The 22,126-nt window shown below is 65.7% G+C and carries 14 protein-coding genes and 1 riboswitch; of the genes, 7 read left to right on the forward strand and 7 right to left on the reverse strand.

Going from position 1 to position 22,126, the window contains the following annotated elements; genetic code table 11:
• The 4 genes from tagH to VFW93_RS15465 all read left to right on the forward strand — a co-directional run.
• The coding region (tagH, locus tag VFW93_RS15450; protein ID WP_329694859.1) for a type VI secretion system-associated FHA domain protein TagH at window positions 1–1,875 on the forward strand (1,875 nt) is incomplete at its 5' end.
• The gene (locus VFW93_RS15455) at window positions 1,872–2,639 is read left to right on the forward strand and encodes a PP2C family protein-serine/threonine phosphatase (protein ID WP_329694860.1); all 768 of its coding nucleotides are present in this window, start codon (window positions 1,872–1,874) and stop codon (window positions 2,637–2,639) included. The genes tagH and VFW93_RS15455, both read left to right, overlap by 4 nt.
• 94 nt (window positions 2,640–2,733) lie before the next feature.
• Window positions 2,734–3,321 carry an OmpA family protein gene (locus VFW93_RS15460; RefSeq protein WP_329694861.1) on the forward strand — a complete coding sequence of 196 codons (588 nt, stop codon included), beginning with the start codon at window positions 2,734–2,736 and terminating at the stop codon, window positions 3,319–3,321.
• Entirely contained in the window at window positions 3,318–4,511 is a 1,194-nt protein-coding gene (locus VFW93_RS15465; protein WP_329694862.1) for a geranylgeranyl reductase family protein, read from the forward strand. Before VFW93_RS15460 ends, VFW93_RS15465 begins: the two co-directional genes overlap by 4 nt.
• A 27-nt stretch (window positions 4,512–4,538) precedes the next feature.
• On the opposite strand, the gene VFW93_RS15470 is transcribed toward VFW93_RS15465, so the two are convergent.
• From VFW93_RS15470 to tssJ, 7 genes are all read right to left on the reverse strand, one after another.
• Complete coding sequence (locus VFW93_RS15470; protein ID WP_329694863.1) at window positions 4,539–7,919, reverse strand: PAS domain S-box protein; 3,381 nt, start codon at window positions 7,917–7,919, stop codon at window positions 4,539–4,541.
• A 158-nt stretch (window positions 7,920–8,077) separates the two neighbouring features.
• Window positions 8,078–10,057 carry a serine/threonine-protein kinase gene (locus VFW93_RS15475; protein WP_329694864.1) on the reverse strand — a complete coding sequence of 660 codons (1,980 nt, stop codon included), beginning with the start codon at window positions 10,055–10,057 and terminating at the stop codon, window positions 8,078–8,080.
• Window positions 10,058–10,094: 37 nt separating this feature from the next.
• Window positions 10,095–10,781 (reverse strand): type VI secretion system-associated protein TagF, encoded by a 687-nt coding sequence (gene tagF, locus VFW93_RS15480; protein ID WP_329694865.1) that lies wholly within the window; start codon window positions 10,779–10,781, stop codon window positions 10,095–10,097.
• The gene (gene tssM, locus VFW93_RS15485; protein WP_329694866.1) at window positions 10,781–14,377 is read right to left on the reverse strand and encodes a type VI secretion system membrane subunit TssM; all 3,597 of its coding nucleotides are present in this window, start codon (window positions 14,375–14,377) and stop codon (window positions 10,781–10,783) included. The genes tagF and tssM overlap by 1 nt, the downstream gene beginning before the upstream one ends.
• Complete coding sequence (locus tag VFW93_RS15490; RefSeq protein WP_329694867.1) at window positions 14,374–15,744, reverse strand: DotU family type VI secretion system protein; 1,371 nt, start codon at window positions 15,742–15,744, stop codon at window positions 14,374–14,376. The genes tssM and VFW93_RS15490 overlap by 4 nt, the downstream gene beginning before the upstream one ends.
• 34 nt (window positions 15,745–15,778) lie before the next feature.
• Window positions 15,779–17,125: a type VI secretion system baseplate subunit TssK gene (gene tssK / locus VFW93_RS15495; protein ID WP_329694868.1), complete on the reverse strand. Its 1,347-nt coding sequence runs from the start codon at window positions 17,123–17,125 to the stop codon at window positions 15,779–15,781.
• Between the two features lie 51 nt (window positions 17,126–17,176).
• Window positions 17,177–17,701, reverse strand: coding sequence for a type VI secretion system lipoprotein TssJ (tssJ, locus tag VFW93_RS15500; protein WP_329694869.1), 525 nt, complete (start codon window positions 17,699–17,701; stop codon window positions 17,177–17,179).
• Window positions 17,702–17,824: 123 nt separating this feature from the next.
• Between tssJ and VFW93_RS15505 the strand changes: the two genes are divergently transcribed.
• The 3 genes from VFW93_RS15505 to VFW93_RS15515 all read left to right on the forward strand — a co-directional run.
• Window positions 17,825–19,720: a murein transglycosylase A gene (locus VFW93_RS15505; protein WP_329694870.1), complete on the forward strand. Its 1,896-nt coding sequence runs from the start codon at window positions 17,825–17,827 to the stop codon at window positions 19,718–19,720.
• Window positions 19,721–19,777: 57 nt separating this feature from the next.
• Window positions 19,778–20,878: a GGDEF domain-containing protein gene (locus VFW93_RS15510; protein WP_329694871.1), complete on the forward strand. Its 1,101-nt coding sequence runs from the start codon at window positions 19,778–19,780 to the stop codon at window positions 20,876–20,878.
• Between the two features lie 18 nt (window positions 20,879–20,896).
• Window positions 20,897–20,974: riboswitch (S-adenosyl-L-homocysteine riboswitch) on the forward strand.
• Window positions 20,975–21,056: 82 nt separating this feature from the next.
• Window positions 21,057–22,126: adenosylhomocysteinase (locus VFW93_RS15515; RefSeq protein ID WP_329694872.1), on the forward strand; the 1,070-nt coding region annotated here is incomplete at its 3' end.

Genomic DNA, 22,126 nt, shown 5'->3' on the forward strand with positions numbered 1-22,126 from the left:
TTTGGTGGTGGGTCCTCGTCACCGGCTTTTGCGCAGCCTGCGGCGCCGTCCTCGGGCTCACCGTTTGCCGACCTGCTGGGCACGCCCGCGCCCATGTCGCCACCGGCCTCGTCGTCGTCGCCCTCATCACCCTTTGGCAGCCCGGCACCCGCGTCAGCCCCGTTTGGCGCCTCGGCCCCTGTGGCGCCCGTGGCCACATCGAACCGCCTGCCTGACGACTTCGACCCCTTTGCCGACTTCCAGGCGGCGCCTTCGCCAACAGGCCGCCCCGCCTCGTCGTCCATGCCTTCCGGCAGCTGGGACTTGCCCAAGTCACCCACGCCACCAGCCAGCGGGAATCCCTTCGATCTGAACCCTGGTGCCCCAGCGCTGCCTGGCGACCTGGATCTGATGGGCTCGGTCGCACCGGCTGGAGCCAACTCGATCGACCAGCTCTTTGGTCTGGGTGGGGGCACCTCCTCGGATCCCCTGGCCAGCTTCCTCAAGAAGACCGAACCGGCCGCACCTGCCGAGGCTGCGGCGGGCATGCCCAGCAACCTGGACCCGCTGGCCTTGATCACACCGCGTGCCGATGTGGGCATGGCGCCATCGGAACCCGAAGCTGCACCCGCCGCTGCGACCTTGCCGGATGACGTGCCCGAGCTGCAGGCTGCCATGGTGTTGCCGCCTGTGGCGCAGGCCAAGGCCGAGCCGGCGCCTGCGCACCGCGAGCCCCTGTCGGCCAGCTTCTCCTTCATGCCGCCGCCTTCGGCTGCCACCTCGAAAACGGACGAACCCGCGCCAGCTTCGCTGCCTGCCCAGGCAGACGCTGAAGATGCCGCGTCCACGTCGGCGCCGGTGGCGGCTGGCGCATCGCCCTTTGCCGATCTGGGCCTGGGCGAGCCTGCTCGCGCATCCCTGCTGGATGACCTCGATCTGTCACCGCAGACCGTGCCCAGCGTGCATGTGCCCCGCGCTTCGCGGCAGGGCGAGGGCGCCCCGATGCCAGCCGAAGATCTGCTGGGGCTGGACCTGAGCCTGCCTGTGGGCCACGAGCCCTTGCAGGCCCCGCTCGAAACGCAGCTGCCCATCCCGCAAACGGCCGTGCCCCATGTGGCGGTACACCAGCCCGAACCCGTCAAGGAAGACGAGGCGCCCACCAATGTGCCGCTGGCATCGCCTGTGGCGCCCGTTTCCGCCCCGTTGACTGCCCCATCGACCGCGCCAGCTTCTGCTGCCGCTGCCGCAGATACCCAGGCCTTGTGGAACGCCTTCTGCGAAGGTGCCGGCATCCACTTCAACCCACCCCAGGGGCTCAACCCGGACCTGATGCGTGTCATCGGCCAGTTGCTGCACCACACGGTGGATGGCAGCCTCAAGCTGGTGGCGGCACGTGCGGCCACCAAGCAGGAGATGCGCGCGGAAGTGACCGTGATCCAGGCGCGTCGCAACAACCCGCTGAAGTTCTCGCCCGATACGCAGTCGGCCATGGAGCAATTGCTGCAGCCCCCGATGCGTGGTTTCATGACCGGCCCGGAAGCCGTGGCTGACGCCATGGACGACCTGCTGGGCCACACCATCGGCACCATGGTGGGCATGCGCGCGGCGCTGGAAGGCGTGCTGGCCCGCTTCGAGCCTGAACAGCTGGAGGCCAAGCTGGTGGGTCGCAGCATGCTCGACAGCCTGCTGCCCATGAACCGCCGCGCCAAGCTCTGGGAGCTGTATCTGCAGCACTACGAGTCGGTGAAAACCGAGGCGCAGGACGATTTCCACAACCTGTTCGGCCGGGCCTTCCTGCAGGCCTACGAAGAACAGCTTGATCGCCTGGATGCCGAGCGGCGCCAGTCCGGTCGCCACCCTGGTGCGCCCATCGCCCCGACATCCCCCGCAGCATGATGCACATTGAAGTAGCGAGCCGCAGCGAAGTCGGCCAACGGTCGCACAACGAGGACGACCTGCGCCACGGCACGTCCGGATCCCAGGTCTATGCCATCGTGTCGGACGGCGCCGGGGGCCACAGCAATGGCGCCATGGCCTCCGACATCGTGGTGCGCACGGCCACCGTGCTGCTGCAACGCGCCACGGTGTTCAACCCGGCGGTGCTGGAGGCGGCCATCGAAGAGGCCAACGAGGTGCTCAACACGGGGCAGCAAGGCTTGCCCAGCCACCAGCGCATGCACGCCACGGTGGTGGCACTGTGGATTGACGCTGAAGTGGGCCAGGCGCTGTGGGCGCACGTGGGGGATTCGCGCCTCTACCGCATCCGCCAGGGCCGCGCCGAGCAGCTCACGGTCGACGACAGCGTGGTGCAGCACATGGTGAACGCCGGCTACATCAAGCCGGAAGAAGCCAAGCACCACCCGCGCAAGAACCAGTTGCTGGCTGCCATGGGCAGCGACGAGACCCCCAATGTGCACGTCACGAAGCAGCCTGAAACGGTGCTGGAAGGCGATGTCTTCCTGCTGTGTTCGGACGGCTGGTGGGATCAGCTGGAGCTGGAAGACCTGGAACGCACGCTGTTTCGGGCCGACACGCCGCGCCAGTGGCTTGATGACATGGCGGCCATCGTGGCCCAGTGCCGCATCGCCAACCAGGACAACTACACTGCGGTGGCTGTCTGGGCGGGCAATCCTGCCGAGGTCACCCGCATCGGTGGCTGAAAACCCAGGAACAAATCCACGGTGACAAAAGTCGCTTTTCTTTACTGAATGGCCGCTCTACAGTGCAGCCGTCAACTTGCCCCAAGGACCTGTCATGAACACGTCTTCCATTTCCGCTCTGACCCGCTCTCTGCTGGCGGCCGCCTTGTCGGCTGGTCTGGCTCTGGCTCACGCCCAGGCACACGCTGAAGGCCCTGCTGCGCCCACCACCGTGCTCAAGGGCAAGGCCGTGACAGAGACCAACCTGATCGATGCCCTGACACCCGAGGAGCCCGTGGTCACCCGCAGCCTGCGTGTGCAGCGCGACACCCCGGGCCAGCAAGCCGCCCGCAAGCCCAGCGCGTCGCTGCTGATCACCTTCGAGACCAATTCTGCTGACCTGACGCCTCAGGCCAAGAAGCAGCTGGATGTGGTGGCTGCCGCGCTGCGCAACAACAAGCTGGCGGACTACGGCTTCAATGTGGAAGGCCATGCAGACCCACGTGGCACGCATGACATCAACCTGAGCCTGTCGCAGCAGCGCGCCGAGAGCGTGCGCAACTACCTGATCAGCGCCCATTCGATCGATGCCAAGCGCCTGAAGGCCGTGGGCAAGGGTGATTCCGAGGTCCTCAACGCGAAGGACCCGGCCGCTGTCGAGAACCGTCGTGTCACCATCGTGACGGACGTGTCCAAGGATTGATCGGCGTCGGCGAAGCCGTGGTGCCGGGCGCAAGGCGGCACCACGCCGTCCTGGTGATGGGGGGTGGCCCGGCGGGATCGTCTGCCGCCTGTACCTTGGCGAGCCTGGGCGTGGACGTTGGCCTGATCGACAAGGCGGCATTCCCTCGGGCCAAGTTGTGTGGCGGCTTGCTGTCGATGCGCAGCCGCAAGTTGTTTGCCCGCATCTTTGGCGATGCGGCGTGGGATCAGGCTCACGAATACGAGTGTGCCGGTATCCGCCTGTTCCATCGGGATCGCTGCCTCAGCGACGTCGACGGCCACGCGCCGCTGTACTTCACCAACCGCTACCACTTCGATGACTACCTGCTGAGCCTGGCCAGGGCGAAGGGCAGCGCCATGTATCTGGGTGACGGGGTGGTGTCCATCGATCTCTCGCGCCGCCTGTGCAAGTTGCAATCGGGTGGCGAGATCAGCTTCGACTACCTGATTGGCGCCGATGGCGTCAACAGCCTGGTGGCCAGGACGCTGTTTGGCGCCTCCTACGATCGCCGCAAGATTGCCTTCGCCCTGGAGATGGAGGTAGACCGGGCCTTGCTGACCCGAGAGGTTCACCGGCCCGAGGTCTATTTCGGGATCGTGAACTGGGGTTACGGCTGGGTGTTTCCCAAGCGTGACACGGTGACAGTGGGTGTGGGCGGCATTCAGGCCCGAAATCCCCACATGAAACGCGATTTCGAGGATTTTCTGCGCAGCCTGTTTGGCACCATGCCGCCAGGCAAGATCAAGGGGCACCACCTGCCCTTTGGCGATTACAAGCGCGAGCCTGGGCGCGACCGTGTCCTGCTGGCGGGCGATGCGGCCGGCCTGGTGGAGCCGATCACGGGAGAAGGCATCGCTTTTGCCATGCAGAGTGGTCATGAGGCGGCCTTGGCCGTGCAGGAGGCCTTGCACGCCAATGGCCAGGTTCGCGTATTGCCGCTGTACCAGCAGCGCAGCCGGGAGATCACCCGTGCGCTGGATCACGCCAATCGCATGCGTTACCTGGTCTTTCCCAGGTTCTGCGAGCGTTTGTTTGTGCGGATGCTGCCAAGCAGCACCATCACGCACATGCACCTTGACCTGATGGCCGACGAGATCGCCTATGAGGACTATGCCCAACGCCTGGGTAAGCGCTTGCTCAAACGCGTGGTCAGCGGTCGATTTTCCTGAAGACCTGCCAGTTCGGGGCAGCGCTGCTCAGTCCGTGCAGGACACGGGCGTGAGCAGCTCGCACAGTGGCTGAGGTTTGTGCACCAGATAGCCCTGGGCGTGGTCCACGCCGATGCCGTGCAGGGTTTGCAGCACGGCTTCGGTTTCCACGAACTCGGCCACGGTCTTGATGCCCAGCAGGTGGGCTACCTCGCAGAAGCAGCGCACGGTGGCCTGGTCCAGCGGGTCGTTGACGATGTCCTTGATGAACTGCCCGTCGATCTTGAGGTAGTCCACGGGCAGGGTCTTGAGGTAGCCGAACGATGAGGCGCCGGAGCCGAAGTCGTCCAGCGCCATGCGCACACCGCTCTGGCGCATGCCGTCGATGAAGGACGCTGCATCGACCAGGTTGGTGATGGCTGCCGTCTCGGTGATTTCCAGGCAGAGCTTGCGCACATCGATCGAGGTCTCGGCAATCAGCTCCTGCATGAAGCGGTGGAAGGTCGGGTCGCCGATGGACTGGCCTGACAGGTTCACCGCGATCGTGTCGATCTGATCGAGTGCCTCGCCTTGTTGTTTGAGCCAGTCGAACACGTGGCGCACGACCCAGCGGTCGATGCGTGAGGCCATGTGAAAGCGCTCTGCCGCGGGCAGGAAGGCCCCGGGCGGGATGATGCTGCCATCGGTGTCCCGCAGGCGGATCAGCACCTCGCAATGCAGGCCCATGGCTTCGCGGCGGATGGGCTGGATGCGCTGCGCATACAGGATGAAGCGGTTTTCATCGAGCGCCTGCTCCAGGCGGCTGGCCCACTGCATCTCGCCTTTGCGGGCGCGCATGGCCTGATCGGTGTCGTACCAGGCGTGCACGCGGTTGCGGCCTGCCTCCTTGGCGGCATAGCAGGAGGTGTCCGCGGCTTGCAGCACCGAGGCGGTGTGGGCCCAACGCTTGTCCAGCGGCACCAGGCCGATGCTGGTGCCAATGCGGAAGCGCCGGCCATCGTGGATGAAGCGGAACTCCTCCATCTGGTCGCAGATGTCCTGGGCCACGCGGTGCGCCTGATCGACGGTGCAGTGCTCCAGGATCACGCCGAACTCGTCGCCACCGAGGCGCGCCAGCGTGTCGCGAGAGCGCACGCAGCCTTGCAGCAGCCCGGTGACCTGACACAGCAGTTGATCGCCCACGCTGTGACCACAGGCATCGTTGACCAGCTTGAACTGGTCCAGATCGATGTACATCAGCGCGTGGCAAGTGTCGTGCTGGTGCGCCTCGCCCAGGACTCGGGTGAGGCGCTTGTCGAACTCGGCGCGGTTGACCAGGCCGGTGAGCTGGTCATGCGTGGCACGGAAGCTCATCTCGTGGCCCATGCGGCGCTGCTCGGTCACGTCGTGGAAGACCAGCACCACCCCCAGCATGTTGCCGTCTTCGTCGCGAATGGGGGCAGCTGAGTCTTCGATGCCGTATTCCTGCCCGTTGCGCGAGATCAGCAAGGTCTGGTCGACCTGGCCCATGTGGATGTCTTCAGCCAGGCAGCGCTCGAAGGGGTTGACCTCGGGCTCGCGGGTCTGTTCATTGACCACATGGAAGACCTGGCTGAGCGGCATGTTGCGGGCCGATTCATTGGGCCAGCCCGTCATGCGTTCGGCCACCGGGTTGAGCCATTGCACGCGGCCATGGGCATCGGTGGTGATCACGGCGTCGCCGATGGAGTGCAGTGTCACGCGCAGCAGCTCGTGCTTTTCCGCCAGCTCGCGCTCCATGTGCTTGCGATCGGTCACGTCGTAGTTGGCGCCCAGCACGCGGGTGGCACGGCCTCGCGCATCGCGGAACACGGTGGCGCGGCCATACACATAGCGCACATGGCCGTTGGGGTGGAGCACGCGGAAGTCGAAATCCAGCGGCTTGTGGCCCTTGATGGCGGCGCTCAGTTCGCGGCTGGTGTATTCCAGGTCTTCAGGGTGGATGCACTTGGCCCAGTCATCGAGCTTGCCGGTGAACTGCTCACGCGGCAGGCCGAAGATGGTGTACATCATGTCGCTCCAGGTGAGCCGGCCTTCGGGCAAGGTCAACTCCCAGATGCCGATCTCGTTGGCCTGGGTGGCCAGCGTCAGGCGCTCCTGGTTGGCATGCAGGGCGGCTTCCACCGCGTGCTTTTCGGTGACGTCTTCCAGGATGGCCAGCGAGCGCACGGGTTGGCCATCGGTGTCACGCTCCATGATGGCCGACAGGCGCACGTCGATCAGGCTGCCGTCCTTGCGCACCATCTGGTATTCGACGTTGTCGCAGCGGCCGGTCAGCAGGTAGCGCGGCAGCACGACGTTGCGGGCGTACTCGTACGATGAAGGCGCCAGAAAATCGGCAGAGGAGCGGCCAATCACCTCTTCGCGCGTGTAGCCCATCTTGGCCAGCCAGGTGTCGCTGACCGTCAGCAAGATGCCGTGCTGATCGATCGAATGCAGCATGGCGGGCGTCGATTCGTACAGCGACCTCAGGCGGGTCTTGCTTTCCTTGAGCGATTGTTCGGCCAGCTTGCGCTCGGTGATGTCGCGCCCGACCGAGTGGATGCCGGTGACCTCGCCCTTCTCGTTGATGACGGGGCGGTTGGTCCAGGCCATCCAGTGCAGGCGCCCGTCCCTGGCCACAGTACGGTTTTCGTCCTGCAGCGTTTCACGAAGGCTCAGCACCCGGCTGAGGTGCGCGCGCACCAGGGGGCGCTCGGCTTCGGGCACGTAGTCATACAGGCTGGTGCCCACGATGGCTTCGGTGGGCTTGCCGTACTGCCTGCTGTAGGCGGCGTTGACAAAGGTGAGGATGCCCTCGGGCGTGGACAGGGAGATCAACTCCGTCTGGTCTTCCACGATGGCGCGGTACAAGGCCTCGTTGTTGGCGATCTGTTCGGCCAGGGTGCGGCCGGCGGCCAGGGCCTGGTAGCGGGTGCGTTCCCGCATCATCAGGGCCTGGGCCGCGATCTGAGCGAGTTCTGCCAGCGCCTGTTTCTGTTTGCTCGACAGGATGCGGGGCTGCCGGTCGATCACGCACAGGGTGCCCAGTTGAAGGCCATCGGGCAGCTTGATGGGGGCACCCGCGTAAAAGCGGATGCCGGGCTCTTCGGTGACCAGCGGGTTGGCCAGGAAGCGCGCATCGCGCGTGGCGTCCGGCACTTCCATGACGTCCGACTCCAGAATGGCGTGGGCGCAGAACGCCACATCCCGAGGTGTCTCGTGCACGCCTGGCAAGCCCACATTGGACTTGAACCACTGGCGATCCGCATCCACGAAACACACCAGGGCGACCGGGACACCGCACAGTTGGGCGGCCAGGCGCGTGAGCGTGTCGAACAGGGGTTCGGGCTCGGTGTCGAGCACCGCCAGTTCACGCAGTTTGGCCAGACGCTGGGCTTCGTTAAACGGCAGTGGCGCGGGCTGTGTCATCGAGTCGGATGGTTGGACTGCAATCAGTGAGGGCAGGTACACGTACCTGCCCGGAAGGATTCTGTCCCCTCAGTCCTGCTGGCGATCATGCAAAACGACCACCATGTCACCGGCTATTTGCTGATTGTGTGCCTGTCTGCGGCCGGTGTCAGCCCATTTCAGCGGGTGGCCACTTCTTCAATGTGGACGAGCGAGGCGCCATAGCCTTGTTCGCAAGGTGAGGCACCTTCACACAGCGCCGGCGGCACGAAGGGGCTGCCCGGGCCCTTGTGCTCGCTCCAGGCCTTGGCGGCCTGGGTCATGTCGAATTCGGGAATTGTGTCGGCCATGTTCAGCCCCAGCTTGCCGAGATCACGCGGGAAGGGAGAAACCACGGTCACGATGTGGTTGACACCCGCCGGGCCGCCTGCCGTGATGTGCCAGCCCTTGCGCGGCAGCTGCACCAGCTTGTTGGCTTCGATGCGGTTGTTCTTGTCCAGCGCGTTGGGGAACAGCAGGTAGAAGTGGTTCTGGTCGGTGCCGGCCAGGTAAACGTAGAGGTAGCCGGGGATGCTGGACTTGACCTCGAACAGCAGCTTGTCCTTGCCGATCACGAGCTGGGACTTGTCGGTGAGGGTGTTGACCGACATGAGCGGGTCGGCACTGCGCACGATGTCCTCCAGCGCCGCCACGATCGTGAACGGATCGCGTTGTGCGGGCATGGCGGGAGGCGTGGCCGGTGCGGCGGTGCTGCTGGCCGCCGCGATGGAGGCCGGGGCACTGGCTGACGTCGCGTTGGCGCCTGCCACTTGCGAGGCGCCCGCGTCAGGCGCAGCCGGGCCGCTGTGCCCGGAGCGCGTCATGAACCAGGCGCCACCGCCACCGGCGATGCCCAGCGCAGCCAGGGCGATCCAGAGCTTGCTGCCCGACGACCCGGCCTTGGATGAGGCGCTGGCCGCGTCGGGCGCCGTGCTGCTGCTGGAAGCAGGTGTCGATGCCGAGCCACTTGCCGACGAGCTGGCCTGCTGATGCACCTGTGTGGGCGGGAAGGCCGTGTGCGGCGTGGCCATGGCCGTCATCTGGGTGATCTGTGGCGAGATTTGCTGCGTATGGGCTTGTGCCTCTTTCACCAGCGTGGCTGCATCCGTGCCCGCAGGCAGGATCACCGTGCGGTCATCGTCCTCGCTCACGGGTGGTGGAGCGGTGACGCCCGGTGGCAACTCGGTGGCAAACAGGCGTTCGCGCAAGGCGGCCATGTTCTGCAGACGCTGCTCGGGGTGCACGGTCAGGCCGGCGTCGATGGCCGCCAGGAAGGGCGCGGAATAACGGCCAGCCGCCGATTGCGAGATCGGTGTGAGGTCGTCCTTCATCATGCGGCCTACCGAAGGCGGTGGAGCCTTGCCCATGATGGTGGCGTACAGCACGGCGCACAGGGCGTAGACGTCTGTCCAGGGGCCTTGCTTCATGGAGGGCACTTCGGCGTATTGCTCCACCGGTGCATAGCCGGGCTTGAGGATCACGGTGAGCGCCTGGGTGGCATCACCGATGACGCGGCGGGCCGCGCCGAAGTCCAGCAGCAGGGGCTTGTTGGGGCCCAGCAGCAGGATGTTGTCCGGCGCGATGTCGCGGTGGTAGCAGTGATCGGCGTGGATGACTTCGAGCGCGTCGATCAGCGGGCCCAGCATGCCCTTGAGCCAGGCTTCGTCGGGCGCCTGTTTCTGCTCGCGCAGCCAGGTCTTGAGCGTGGGGCCCTGGTAGAAGGGCATCACCATGTAGGCGGTGCCGTTTTCTTCCCAGAAGCGGTAGACCTTGATCAGTGCGGGGTGGTCGAACGAGGCCAGCAGCTTGGCTTCGTTGACGAAGCTGCGCATGCCCAGCGTGAAGGTCTCGCGCTGGCGCTCGGATTTGACCGTGACGGACAGATCACCGGCGCGCGTGGCCAGCGAGCCCGGCATGTATTCCTTGATGGCGACCGTGCGTTCCAGCTGCGTGTCATGCGCCAGGTAGACGATGCCGAAACCGCCTTCACCGACCAGGCCGGTGATCTCGAACTCGTGCAGGCGATGGCCGATGGGCAGCGCATTGCCGCTGTGGCCGACGGCCTGGGCTGGGCTGTTGTTCGACGCGGGCGTAGGTGATGCGGATTCGGCTTGGCTCATGGGGCGATGAAAGAACGAGGCTGGGCGGCGGTGGGAATCACCAGCTGCCGCGCAATAGATCGACGAAGTGGTCCGCGCCGGGCAGGCCCGGACCCATGCTCAGGCTACCACTGCCGTGGCCCGAATCCGGCTGCCACCACAGACTTTGCCCCTGCGCCTGATGATGCAGGCTGGTGCCGGCCACGCCTTCGAGCCATTGGCTCAGCGAGGTGTGCGGCGCCGTGACGTAGCGATCGCGGCCCATCAGCCTTTGCATGGTCGGCACGCCCACGGGCGGTGCGGCCTGCCAGCCGGGCGCGGCCATCAACTGGGCCTCGAAGGTGTCCACATTCGAGCCCGGCTGCAGGGTGGACATGGCCGCCTGGGCGACATGGTCCATCCAGCGCTGCAGGGCGGTCTGGTCCTGGCCGGAATCAGGCGCATGCGCACTGGCCTGCGCCACGATGAGCGGGAAGTAGCGGCCCACGCTGTCCACGCTGGGCATGAGCACACCCATCCACCATTGCGGGCCGGCGATGCCGGGGCTCCAGGCGAAGCGCCACACGGGCGCGGTCAGGTAGGTGTTGAGCCAGTGGTCACCCAGCTGCTGGCGGCTGGTCTGCACGCCGCGCGACAGCCAGTCGTCGCAGCGCTGCACGAACTCCGGCGGCAGGCGCCGGGCGCTGAAATCACCCAGCGAGGCGATCTTGCCGAACCAGCCGCAGGCACCTTCTCCGCCCGGCATCACAGGCCTCCCGGGCAGGAGAAGCTGCTCAGCTCCGGCAGGCGGAAGGGGTTCTGTACGCTGCTCGAGGTGACCGTGAAGGTGGCATGGCGGCCGCCCACATTGAAGTTCACATTGAAGCGCTCAGGCGCGCCGGCAGGGCTCAGCGCCATGCGGTCAAACAGGCGGAACAGCGCCCAGGGACCTTCGGTCACGATGGCGTTGTCGCCTGCGCCAGGTGGGGCGATGGACACGCGCACCATGGTGCTGCCACGTGGGCCGGGCCACTGCACCGTGGCCGGAATCTGCGGGCCGTGTGCGTACTTCACCAACTGACCGTCCACATCCAGCGTGAACTGGGTGATGGTGGCGTCCATCTCGAAGGGCTTGAAGTCCAGGCGCAGGCCCGGCTGGTTGCCACCGGCGCGGAAGAAGGTGTCGCGGATGGCAGCGGCGCGCTGGAACTGCGCCAGGGTGCCGCTGTCCGTGCCCATGGTGGCGCCTTCGAGTTTGCGGAAGCTCCAGGGGCGGGTCGACGTGTCCACAAAGCGGGCGAGTTGCTGCTGGAAGAAGGTGTCCATCAGGCCGCCGGGCGCGAACATGCGCGCGAAGTCATCTTGCGTGACATCGCGGTTGCTGCCTCGCACGAAGGGGTAGCGCCCGGAGATGGCCTGCTGGCAGAACTCGCCGATCTGCGACTTGATGGCCTGGCCCAGGTTGGCCCGGGTGGCATCCAGCGCGGCCGTGGTGCCGCTGACCGACAAGGTGTTGAGCAGCGAACGAAGCGGCTCGGGCAGGCGGGCGGCTTCGGCCTTGACCTTGTTGGGCACGTCGCTGGGCGGGGGCACGTTGCCGCCTTGCACGGCGGTTTCGGTGGCCGTCAGCAAGGTGTAGACCTCATTGATCAGGCCCAGGGTGCCATCGATGGGAGCGGGGCTCTTGCCATCGGGGCTGGTGACCATCTGGCGCAGGGCCAGGAAGCGGTCGTCCACGATGGATTCGATGCGCCGGCCATCGGCCACCGCCGTGGCGGCAGGCTTGTCGCCGAACAGCTTGGCGATCTCGGCGCGGGATTTGTCCAGCGTGCTCTCGGCCTTGTCCTGCGCCTTGTCGATCAGCGATTTGCTCTCCGACAGGCTCAGCGTGGTCTCGTGCGACAGCGCCGTCAGCAAAGGCTTCAAAGGCGATTCCGGGCTGGACAGCACGCGCGCCATCTGCGAGGCCTTGGGCAGGCTGTCGGAAGGCAGCATGCGGATGTCGGCGATGAAGCCTTCCCAGATCGTGGCGTACTCGGTCAGGTAGATCTGGCGCACGTCATCGGTCAGGCGGCGCAGGGCGGTGGGGTCACGCAGGGACTGCGAACGGGCGCTGTCCTGCACGCCCAGCACCCAGGTCTCTTCTTCGCTGAGCTGTTTGGTGGCCTGCTCGACCTGAGGCTGGAAGCCCTTGTGATAGCCGTCAAAGGTGAACAGGCCGGGCACGCCCTTGGTCAGCGGCGCACCGCTGGCCCGCATGAACACCAGGGCCGCGCTGTTGCCTGCTGCCTTGGCCACCGTGAACTCGGGGATCTCTTCGCCCACGCCTTGTTGCTTGAGGCGGTAGTACACGCGCTGCGCCAGGGGGATGGCCACCAGGCGGGCGCGGGTGCTGTCCACCAGCTTGCGGTCTTCCGGCAGGGGCGACACGGCAGGGCCCTGGGCCAGCAGGTCGTCCAGGTAGCCGTTGAGCTCGGCGCGCTGTTCGGTGGTGACGCTGCGAGGCAGGTTCTGATCCCAGTCGGCCATGAAGTAGGACTTCAGCGCCTTGGGGTCGAAATGCTGCGGATCATGCAGCATCACATAGGCCTTGAGGGCTTCGTACTGCAGCTCGGGATTGTCGATGCTGGTCTTGACCTGGTCTTCCACACGCAGCGCGATGCGGGGCAGCAGGGCGTCCACCAGCATGCGCTCATAAGCCTGGCGTGAGGCGGCGTCCAGCTTGCGGCCCTGATACAGGCCAAAGCCCAGCGACCAGGGCACGGCACGTTCGCTGTCGCCCACGGCCAGGTCACGCGTGGCTTTCAAGGCGGGCATCAGCACGAGGATGTCCGATGACGCGCGGTTGGGCGTGGTCTGCAGCAGCGAACGCACACCTTGCTCACGCTGGCTGACTTCGTTGACGTAGCTGCGGTTGTTGAAAAAGCTCACGCCCCAGGCCACGAGCAAGGCGGTGGCGATCACGCCGACGGTGGCGTAACCCGCGGCGGCCATCAGGCCTCGGCGGCGCTCCCACTTCAGATCGGTGCCACCGAGTTCGCTTTCGGCAAACACGACCTCACCCAGCAGCTTCTCCAGGAAGAAGGCCTTGCCGCTGGCCTTGTTGGGCGGCAGCACGGTGCGTTCCAGGCGGTAGCTGCGGGCGATGCTGCCCAGCATGCGGTCGAGCGGGGTGCCTTCCTGCGTGCCGCTGATGAAGTACACGCCGCGGATCAGCGGGTTCTGCTCGAACTGCGAAGGTGAGAAGACATCGTCCACAAAGGACTTCAGCACATTGCGCAAGCCGCCAAACTGCTGCGGGAAGGCGTAGATGCGCGCGCGGCGGGCCGGGTCGTGTTCCAGCTGCAGGCGGTCGATCAGGCCATCGGTGAGGCGCTTTTCCAGCGCGTCGAACTCGGGCAGGAAGGCCGAGGCATCGCTGTGTTGCTGCTCGTCGAGCTTGAAGGTGAAGCCCCATGGGGTGGCGCGGGTGTCGCGGTCGAGCTCACCCAGGCTGTCCATGAAGCCGGAGAGCAGGTCGCACTTGGTCACCATCAGGTAGATGGGGAAGCGCACGCCCAGTTGTTCGTGCAGCTCCTGCAGGCGGGTGCGCACGGCGGCGGCCTGGGCCTGGCGTTCGGCAGCCGATTTGGTCAGCAGATCAGGCACGGACACGGTCACCAGCACGCCATTGACGGGCTGGCGCGGGCGCGCACGCTTGAGCAGCGCCAGGAAGCCGTTCCAGGCGGTCTGGTCGGCTTGATGATCGCTGTCTTGGGTGGTGTAGCGGCCGGCGGTGTCCAGCAGCACGGCCTGGTCGGTGAACCACCAGTCGCAGTTGCGCGTGCCGGCGACACCGGGCAGGCCCTGGGCGCCGCTGCTGGGCGTGGCCAGCGGGAAGCGCAGGCCCGAGTTCAGCAGGGCCGTGGTCTTGCCCGAACCGGGGGCGCCGATGATGATGTACCAGGGCAGCTCATACAGATAGCGCTTGCCGGCGCGGGCCTTCAGGCCCGACCACACGCCCTTGTGGGCCTCGAAGCGCGCGTTCTTGAGCGTCTCCATGCCCTTTTCGAAACGTTCGCGCAGCAGCTTGACTTCAGGTGCTTCGGGCTCGGCGTCAGCGCCTTTGGGGGCCGGGGCCAGCAACTGGTTGACCACGGCCTGGTTGGCCTTTTTGGCCCGGATGGCGCTGATGACCTTGATCAGGGCATAGGTGCCCACGATCAGGCCGATCAGGATCAGGCGGGACCAGATCGATTCGAGCGGGCGCAGGGTGCCGATGGCAATCAGCGGGCCCACGATCCAGATGACGAGCGACAGGGCCAGCAGGCCGATGATGGCCAGCACCATGCCGCTGAAGAGGAAGGACAGCAGCTTCTTCATGGTTGTGTCTCTTGAGCTGTGTTCTGGGCTGCGTTGGCAGTGGCATTGGCGCCGTTGTTGTCGCGCGCCACGAACAGGATCACCTCGACGCGGCGGTTGACCGCACGGTTCGAGGCCGTCGTGTTGTCCACCACCGGTTCGCCGTCTGCGCGGCCTTCAGAACGGATGCGCTCCTTGGCCACGCCATTGGCCTGCAGCAGGTCGCGCACGGTGTCGGCACGTTCTTGCGACAAATGCCAGTTGGAGGGGAAGCGCATCGAGCGGATGGGCTGGTTGTCGGTGTGACCGGTCACCAGCACATTACCTGGCACCTGCACCAGGGCCTGGGCGATGCGCTTCATGATGGCCTCGCGGTTTTCGCTCAAGGAGGCGCTACCGGCTTCAAACAGGCCGTCGCCACGCAGGGTGATCACGCTGCGGTCGATCTCGTCGCGCACGGCAACCAGGCCGGATCGCACATCTGCTTGAAGGAAGTGCGCCAGACGCGGCTTGGCCGCAGGGATGGGTGTGGGTGGCACGGGTGGGGCCAGGCGCAGGCTCTGGATGGCGCCGAACACCGGGTCCGAATGGCCGCTGAGTGCAAAGCTCAGGCCCAGGTAAACGGCCAGCAGCACAAGGGCTGTCACGGCACCGGTCACCCACAGCGGCAGCCACGACAGCATCAGGCGGCGGGCTTGCGGGGCACCTTGCCAGTGTTGGGCCAGTGGCTGGGCGTAGTCGCCACGTGCCTGCTTGAGCAACTGGGCCAGGCGATCTCGGACGGTGTCGAGCTGTGTCTTGCCGCCTTCGATCACACGATAGCGGCCTTCGAAGCCCATGGTGATCACGGCGTAGATCAGCTCCAGCAGATCTCGGTTGGCGGGCACGTCCTCGGCCAGCTTGGCCATGAGCTGGAAGACCTTTTCGCCACCGTAGGCCTCGTTGTGGAAGCTGACCAGCAGGTTGTGGCGCGCCCATTGGCCGGAGCCGCCCCAGGGTGTACTGGCCGCGGTCTCGTCCAGCAGCGTGCACAGGATGTAGCGTGCAGCCAGCACCCGTTCGCTGGCGATGCCAGCGGCGCGAGCCTTGGCTTCGAAGTCCCGCAGGCCGGCGGCCATCGACTCCTTCAAGGCGGCTGGATCGGCCAGATGTGTGGTGGTGCGGATCTGCGGCACCAGGGCCAGCAGGGGGTTGGCCAGGGCGACCAGGGGGTTCAGCCCGGTGTCGGGCGCGCCCAGGTCGGTGGCCACATCGGCACCACGGGCGATGTTGTCAAACGGCGTGGCACCAGCGGCCGGGCGTTGGCCGGGCGTGGGCATCACGAAGGTGCGGCCGGTGTCGATCGACGCAAAAGGATCGATCGGAGGTTGGTTGGGAGGCTGTGTCATGCCTGGCTTTCAATCAATCGGGTTCAGCGGCTCATCAGCGACGGATGGCCCACAAGGCCATCTCCAGGCCGGGGAAGTCACCGGCCACATGCAACGCCAGGTTGCCGCTGGCCTCGAACTTCTGCCACAGCTCGCCACCGCGTTCCAGCTCGAAGTAAAAGTAGCCGGCATGGAAAGGCAGCTGGCGTGGTGCCACAGGCAGGGCACGCAGCGTGATGCCGGCGAGGTTGAAGTTGACGAGTTCCTTGATGCTCTCGACCGGGCCCACCTTGGTCTGGGCCGGGAAGCGCGTGCGCAGTTGTTCGCCAGGGATCTGGGCGTTGACCGCCAGGACGAAGGTGGCGCTGCGGGTCATCTCCAGATCGGGCACCACCGCCGTGCGCACGCCGAACTTGCGGTCCACCAGTTCGATCTGCACGGCGTTGTCTTCTTCAACGGCCGAGAGCATGTCGCGGATGGCCTCGAACACGGGCGTGAAGCAGCCACGCAGGTCATCGTGCTGGTAGAGCGGGAAATCCGGCGAGCGGCGCGCTGCCGTGTGGAAGGTGGACAGCTCACCGGCCAGCTGCAGGCAGACCTGGAACAGTTCCTTGGGGTGCACGTGGGGGGCGCTGGCGAACTGGCGCAGCAAGGGCTCGTGACGGTTGAGCAACTGCAGCCTCAGGAACTGCGCCACTTCAGACACGCCATGACCCAACTGGCCCATCTTGCCGGCCAGTGCGTGCGAGCGCTGGCGCACCAGGCCATGCAGCAAGGTCAGGCTCGATGACAGGTGCCCGGACGCATCACACACCACCTGTGGCGGGATGTAGGCGCGTTCCAGCAGCACGGCGTTGTCGCTGCGGCGCTCGGCCACCAAGGCGCAGCCCAGCACGGTATAGGCGTCCGTCAGCTCCTTGGCGCGCAGCAGGCGCAGGCGCAGGCGGCCGGTCTGGATCTCTTCGGGCTCGGCGGTGGCGTCGGTGTTGTCGCGCACGGCTTCGACCAGGGTGTCAAAGCGTGCCAGCTCGTCTCCCGCACTGCTGCCAGCGCCTGCGCCGAAGTCGGCTTCGTTGAGGCCTTCGCGCTGCACCGGCAGGGCCAGGTAGACGATCTCGTTCTTCAGATCGGCGGGGATGTCCAGCGGGGCGGGGGCCGGGTCCAGCAGGGGGATGGCGAACGGCGTGCCATCAGGCCAGATGCCACTGGCGCGGGCGATCCCCACACGGCCCAGGGCCAGCAGGCTGTCGTCCAGCTGCAATTCCGTGAAGCCCCAGGCAAAGGGCGACAAGGCCCGCACGCGGCTGTCGATCAGGCGCTCGTTGTAGCGGGCTTCCTGCTGGAAATGATGCGGTTGCAGGAACATCCCCTGCGACCAGACGACTTTGTTGCGCCAGCTCATGTGTGTGCCTTGGTCAGGATTCGGGTTGGGGCCGAGCGTTGAATGCTTGATTTATTTGGCCGGCGGGGCGGGCAGGATGCCCACGCTCAGCGGCTCGATCTTGATCACCCACCGGTTGGTGGCGTTGGGCACCACGGCGGCGATGGCGCGCGAGCGTGACTTTTCCAGATCGCGGAAGCCCACCAGCACGGCGAGGAACTTGGTGTCGGCCTGCGGCTGACGGTTGATGTCCTTGGTCTCGCCGGGTTTGAGCACGAATTCATCGCGCGCGACCAGATCGCTGCCCAGCACGTCCTTGTCTCGCTCGTAAAGCGACAGGAAATCGGCCGAATCGAACTGCGCCCGGCTCTTGAGTTCATACACACGCACCACCACGGGCGAGGGGCGCTTGCGTGCATCCGGATTGGCCTGGGGAGACGCCACCACCTTGGCTTCGACCACGGTGGGGTCGGGCTTCATGAAGGGAATGGGCACGTCGGCACAGCCGGCCAGGGCCACGCCGATCACAGCGGCCGACAGCCAGCGAGAGAGTTGGGGCAGATGAAAGCGCATGCCAGACGAGGGGTAGATGACCATAAGGAGGAGTAACAGCCGAGAATACCGGCCCCCCTGGGCGGGGCGCGGTGACTTAGGTAACAAGTCGGGCGTTTTGACCAAGGTCAGTTGCTGCATGGGCAGCCCGGTTTCAAGATGCGGGCCATGATGCAAGCCCTGAAGCCCCCCTCTTTGCCGCCGCGCGCGCTGGCTGCCTTGTCACTGGCCGTCACTCTGGCATTGGCAGCTTGCGCCAGTGGCCCGAAAGTGGAGCAGGCTGCGCAAGCCCCGGCAGGTGCGTCTGCCGAAGGTGATGGCGAGGCCGATGGGGCCAATGCGGCAGGTGCCCGTGGCCAGGAGGGCAAGGACATCGCCACCAAACACGCCCTGTTCAAGGTCAGCGCGTTCGAGAGCCTGCCGGGCTGGCAGCAAGACAATCTGGGCGAAGCCTGGACGGCCTTCAAGGAGTCGTGCAAGGCGCTGGAGCGCAAACCCAACTGGAAGCCCCTGTGTGCCAAGGTCAAGTCCATCAAGGACCCCAAGTCGGGCCGGCAATTCCTGGAGCGCGAGTTCGCTCTGTTGACGGTGCAGAACACCGATCGCACCCGCGAAGGTGAGATCACCGGCTATTACGAGCCTCTGCTGCAGGGGCGTGCGCAGCGAGACGCGCAGTTCTCGGTGCCCGTCTATGGCGTACCCAACGACCTGTATTTTCTGGATTGGAAGACCATTCCCGCCAACCAGCGCAAAGGCGTGACCCATGTGCGTGCCAATGGCCGCTTGCTGAGCCCGGCCCAGGCAGGCCAGCCTGGTGCGGTGGCCGTGGACATGCGCCGCTTCACCCTCGACACCCTGGACCGCCGCCTGCGCGTGCGCCTGCAGGGCAACGAAGGGCTGCCGTACTACACCCGCGCGGACATCAACCGCTCGGCCGCGCTGGATGCGCCCGTGCTGGCCTGGGTGGACGACCCCATCGCCCTGTACGCCATGCAGGTTCAAGGCACTGGCCGCATCCGCCTGCCCGACGGCAGCATCCTGCGTCTGGCCTATGCCGACCAGAATGGCCACCCCTTCAAGCCCATGCAACTGGCCTCGTCGGGCAATGAGCGCGTGCAGACCCGCGGCGCCAAAGGCGAGGGCGCTGATCTGAGCGACGAGATCGAGCATTTCGATCTCGTCGATGCGGCGGATACCGATGCCGCCACAGACACGAGCACAGCCAGCCAGCCCGCCGACGAGCCCTTGACCCGTGGCGCCCGCAAAGCGGGGGCATCCGGTGCACCCGCTGATCCAGCTGTGGCCGATGCGGTGGATTCGCTCCTGCCACCAGCAGGTGCCCGACCCAACACCAAGACCAGCGCAGGCAAGGCGCCGATCACCCTGACTGTTCCAGCCGTGACGCCAGCCAAGCCGCAGCCCGCAGGAGGGTCCCAGCAACTGGTGGACGACCTGCTGACCCAGGCGCAGAAAAACGCCCGCAAGGTCACACAGTCGCCCACGCCGAAAGCGGCTACCCAGGCGGCGACCGCCAGGGAGGGCAGCGCCAGCAACAAGCTGAGCACCGCCTTGCTCAAGCAACGTAGTCAGGCGCTGGACAGCGATCCCAGCTACGTCTTTTTCCGCGCCGCCCCCGATCAGTCCGCGCAGGCCGGCCCGGTTGGTGCCTTGGGCGTCCCCCTGACGGCCGGGCGTTCCCTGGCGGTGGACCCGCGTGTTCTGCCTCTGGGCTACCCGGTCTTCCTGGATGCCTCCGCAGGCGACAGGCGCCAGACCCAGATGCAGCGCCTCATGTTCGCGCAGGACACCGGTGGCGCCATCCGGGGTGCGGTGCGCGCCGACTACTTCTGGGGTTTCGGCGCCGATGCGGGCAAACAGGCTCGCCGTACCAAGCACCGTGGTCGCATGTGGGTGCTGGTGCCGCACGCCGAGGTCGATTCCCTGCTCTCGAGCAAGCTCGTCACCCGTGGCGGCAAGGGCGGCGACGAGCAGCGTGAATGCCTCATCGACGACGAAGCCTTCTGTGACAGCGACGCCGCCGAAGACGCCAATAGTTCCCGTTAAGGGCTGCCCACCTCCCTCAAGTCACCGTTTCGCCAGTCGATAAAACCCGATATCACCTTGTCGGGCTTGTCGCCCCGCGACCCAGTGAAGTACGTTCGGGATTTAGTCAACACGCTGCTGGCAGGCACCAATACAACCGGTGTCTTCCTGGGCCTGTTGTCGGCCGTCACAGTCATTGCCGCTGTGGCTCATCTGGCTTTCATCTTCCTGTTCGACTCGGTGGGCGTGGCCTGGATGGCGCGCGGCAACGTGGCCAGCGTGCTGGTCTACACCCTGTCTGCCATGCTGATCCAGAACGGTCGGCATTTCATTGCCATGGGGCTGATCGTGGGCGAGATCCTGCTGCACGGCATCCTGTCCGTCGTGGTGATCGGCTGGGAGAGTGGCTTTCACTACTACATCATCCTGATCATCCCGGTGGCCATCCTCAGCAACATGCACGCAACCTGGCAGAAGGTCTCCGCGGCGATTGCCGTGGGCTTGCTCTACATGGGGCTGGATTTCGTGTTTCGGGATGCGCGCCCCCTGGAGGATCTGCCTCACACCATGTTGTCGGGCCTGCACTACTTCAACCAGGCCAGCACCCTGATCATCCTCGGCCTGCTGGCCACGGTGTACTACCGCCTGGTGGCCTCGGCCGAGGCCAGGCTGCGCCTGCAGGCTTGCACCGATCCGCTCACGCAGTTGCGCAACCGCCGCTTTGCCATGGAAGTGGCCCAGCACGAGGCTGCGGTGTATGAACGTGGCGGCCGGCCGCTCGCCCTGGTGCTGGGTGATGTGGATCACTTCAAGCGCATCAACGATGTGCATGGCCACGAAACCGGCGACACGGCGCTCAAGGCCGTCGCCCAGGCTTTGCGCGACGGTGTGCGTGAGGTGGACCACGTGGCCCGCTGGGGCGGCGAGGAGTTCCTGATGCTCCTGCCATCCACCGAGCAGGACGAGGCCCTGCGCGTCTCGGAGCGCATCCGCGATGCCATCAGCAAGATCGACCTCGTGCACAACCACCAGCTGGTGCCCATCAGCATCACCCTGGGTGTGAGCCTGCTCTCCCCTGGCGAAACGGTCGAGCAGGCCCTGGCTCGGGCTGACAAGGCCCTGTATCAAGGCAAACAAGCCGGTCGGAATCGCGTAGTTCTGGCTGGACAAGCCGCCTAGACGATTTATACTGCGCAGGCTTTCGAGGAGCGTTGCAAGGGCCGCCCCAGGTCCCCAGGCTCGAAAGACATGTATCTGCAACCGCGCTCACCCGCATGTGTCCCGCTGGGTGAGTTGTATCTTTTCACGTCCCCCCCACGGTAGCGCACGGCGGCTTCTGAACCCTTAGGAGCTCTCCATGACCGCTGTTACCAACAAACTGATCACTGAACACAAGGGCGTCGAATGCATCGTCGCCGACATGTCGCTGGCCGCCTGGGGCCGCCGCGAAATCAAGATCGCTGAAGCCGAAATGCCCGCGCTGATGGCCATTCGTGCCGAATACGCGCCCAAGCAGATCCTCAAGGGTGCGCGCATCACCGGTTCGCTGCACATGACCATCCAGACCGCCGTGCTGGTTGAAACGCTGCAAGCGCTGGGCGCCGACGTGCGCTGGGCTTCGTGCAACATCTTCTCGACGCAAGACCACGCCGCCGCTGCCCTGGTGGAAGCCGGCACCCCCGTGTTCGCCTACAAGGGCGAGTCGCTGGAAGACTACTGGGACTACACCCACCGCATCTTCGACTTTGGCCCGAAGGGTTCGGAAGGCGAAGGCCCCAACATGATCCTGGACGACGGTGGTGACGCCACCTTGCTGATGCACCTGGGCAAGCGCGCCGAAAAGGACATCACCGTTCTGAACAACCCCACCAGCGAAGAAGAGCGCATCCTCTACGCTTCGATCAAGGCCAAGCTGGCCGTGGACAGCACCTGGTACACCCGCAAGGCCGCCCAGATCATCGGCGTGACCGAAGAAACCACGACCGGCGTGCACCGCCTCAACGAGATGAGCGCCAAGGGCACCCTGCTGTTCCGCGCCATCAACGTGAATGACTCGGTGACCAAGTCCAAGTTCGACAACCTGTACGGCTGCCGCGAATCCCTGGTGGACGGCATCAAGCGCGCCACCGACGTGATGATCGCCGGCAAGATCGCCGTGGTTGCTGGCTACGGTGACGTGGGCAAGGGCTCGGCTCAAGCGCTGCGTGCCCTGTCCGCCCAAGTGTGGGTGACGGAAATCGACCCGATCAACGCCCTGCAAGCCGCCATGGAAGGCTACCGCGTCGTCACGATGGACTGGGCTGCCGACAAGGCCGACATCTTCGTGACCACGACCGGCAACCGCGACGTGATCACCTATGAGCACATGGCCGCGATGAAGAACAACGCCATCGTCTGCAACATCGGTCACTTCGACAACGAAATCCA

Origin of the sequence: Aquabacterium sp., from assembly GCF_036279675.1 — a bacterium.
Lineage (GTDB): Bacteria > Pseudomonadota > Gammaproteobacteria > Burkholderiales > Burkholderiaceae_C > Aquabacterium.

What these genes read in the sequence shown, in the direction of transcription:
- VFW93_RS15455 (WP_329694860.1), top strand. Translation starts at nt 1,872, where the DNA reads ATGATGCACATTGAAGTAGCGAGCCGCAGCGAAGTCGGCCAACGGTCG.
- VFW93_RS15460 (WP_329694861.1), top strand. Translation starts at nt 2,734, where the DNA reads ATGAACACGTCTTCCATTTCCGCTCTGACCCGCTCTCTGCTGGCGGCC.
- VFW93_RS15470 (WP_329694863.1), bottom strand. Translation starts at nt 7,919, where the DNA reads ATGACACAGCCCGCGCCACTGCCGTTTAACGAAGCCCAGCGTCTGGCC.
- VFW93_RS15475 (WP_329694864.1), bottom strand. Translation starts at nt 10,057, where the DNA reads ATGAGCCAAGCCGAATCCGCATCACCTACGCCCGCGTCGAACAACAGC.
- tagF (WP_329694865.1), bottom strand. Translation starts at nt 10,781, where the DNA reads ATGCCGGGCGGAGAAGGTGCCTGCGGCTGGTTCGGCAAGATCGCCTCG.
- tssM (WP_329694866.1), bottom strand. Translation starts at nt 14,377, where the DNA reads ATGAAGAAGCTGCTGTCCTTCCTCTTCAGCGGCATGGTGCTGGCCATC.
- VFW93_RS15490 (WP_329694867.1), bottom strand. Translation starts at nt 15,744, where the DNA reads ATGACACAGCCTCCCAACCAACCTCCGATCGATCCTTTTGCGTCGATC.
- tssK (WP_329694868.1), bottom strand. Translation starts at nt 17,125, where the DNA reads ATGAGCTGGCGCAACAAAGTCGTCTGGTCGCAGGGGATGTTCCTGCAA.
- tssJ (WP_329694869.1), bottom strand. Translation starts at nt 17,701, where the DNA reads ATGGTCATCTACCCCTCGTCTGGCATGCGCTTTCATCTGCCCCAACTC.
- VFW93_RS15505 (WP_329694870.1), top strand. Translation starts at nt 17,825, where the DNA reads ATGATGCAAGCCCTGAAGCCCCCCTCTTTGCCGCCGCGCGCGCTGGCT.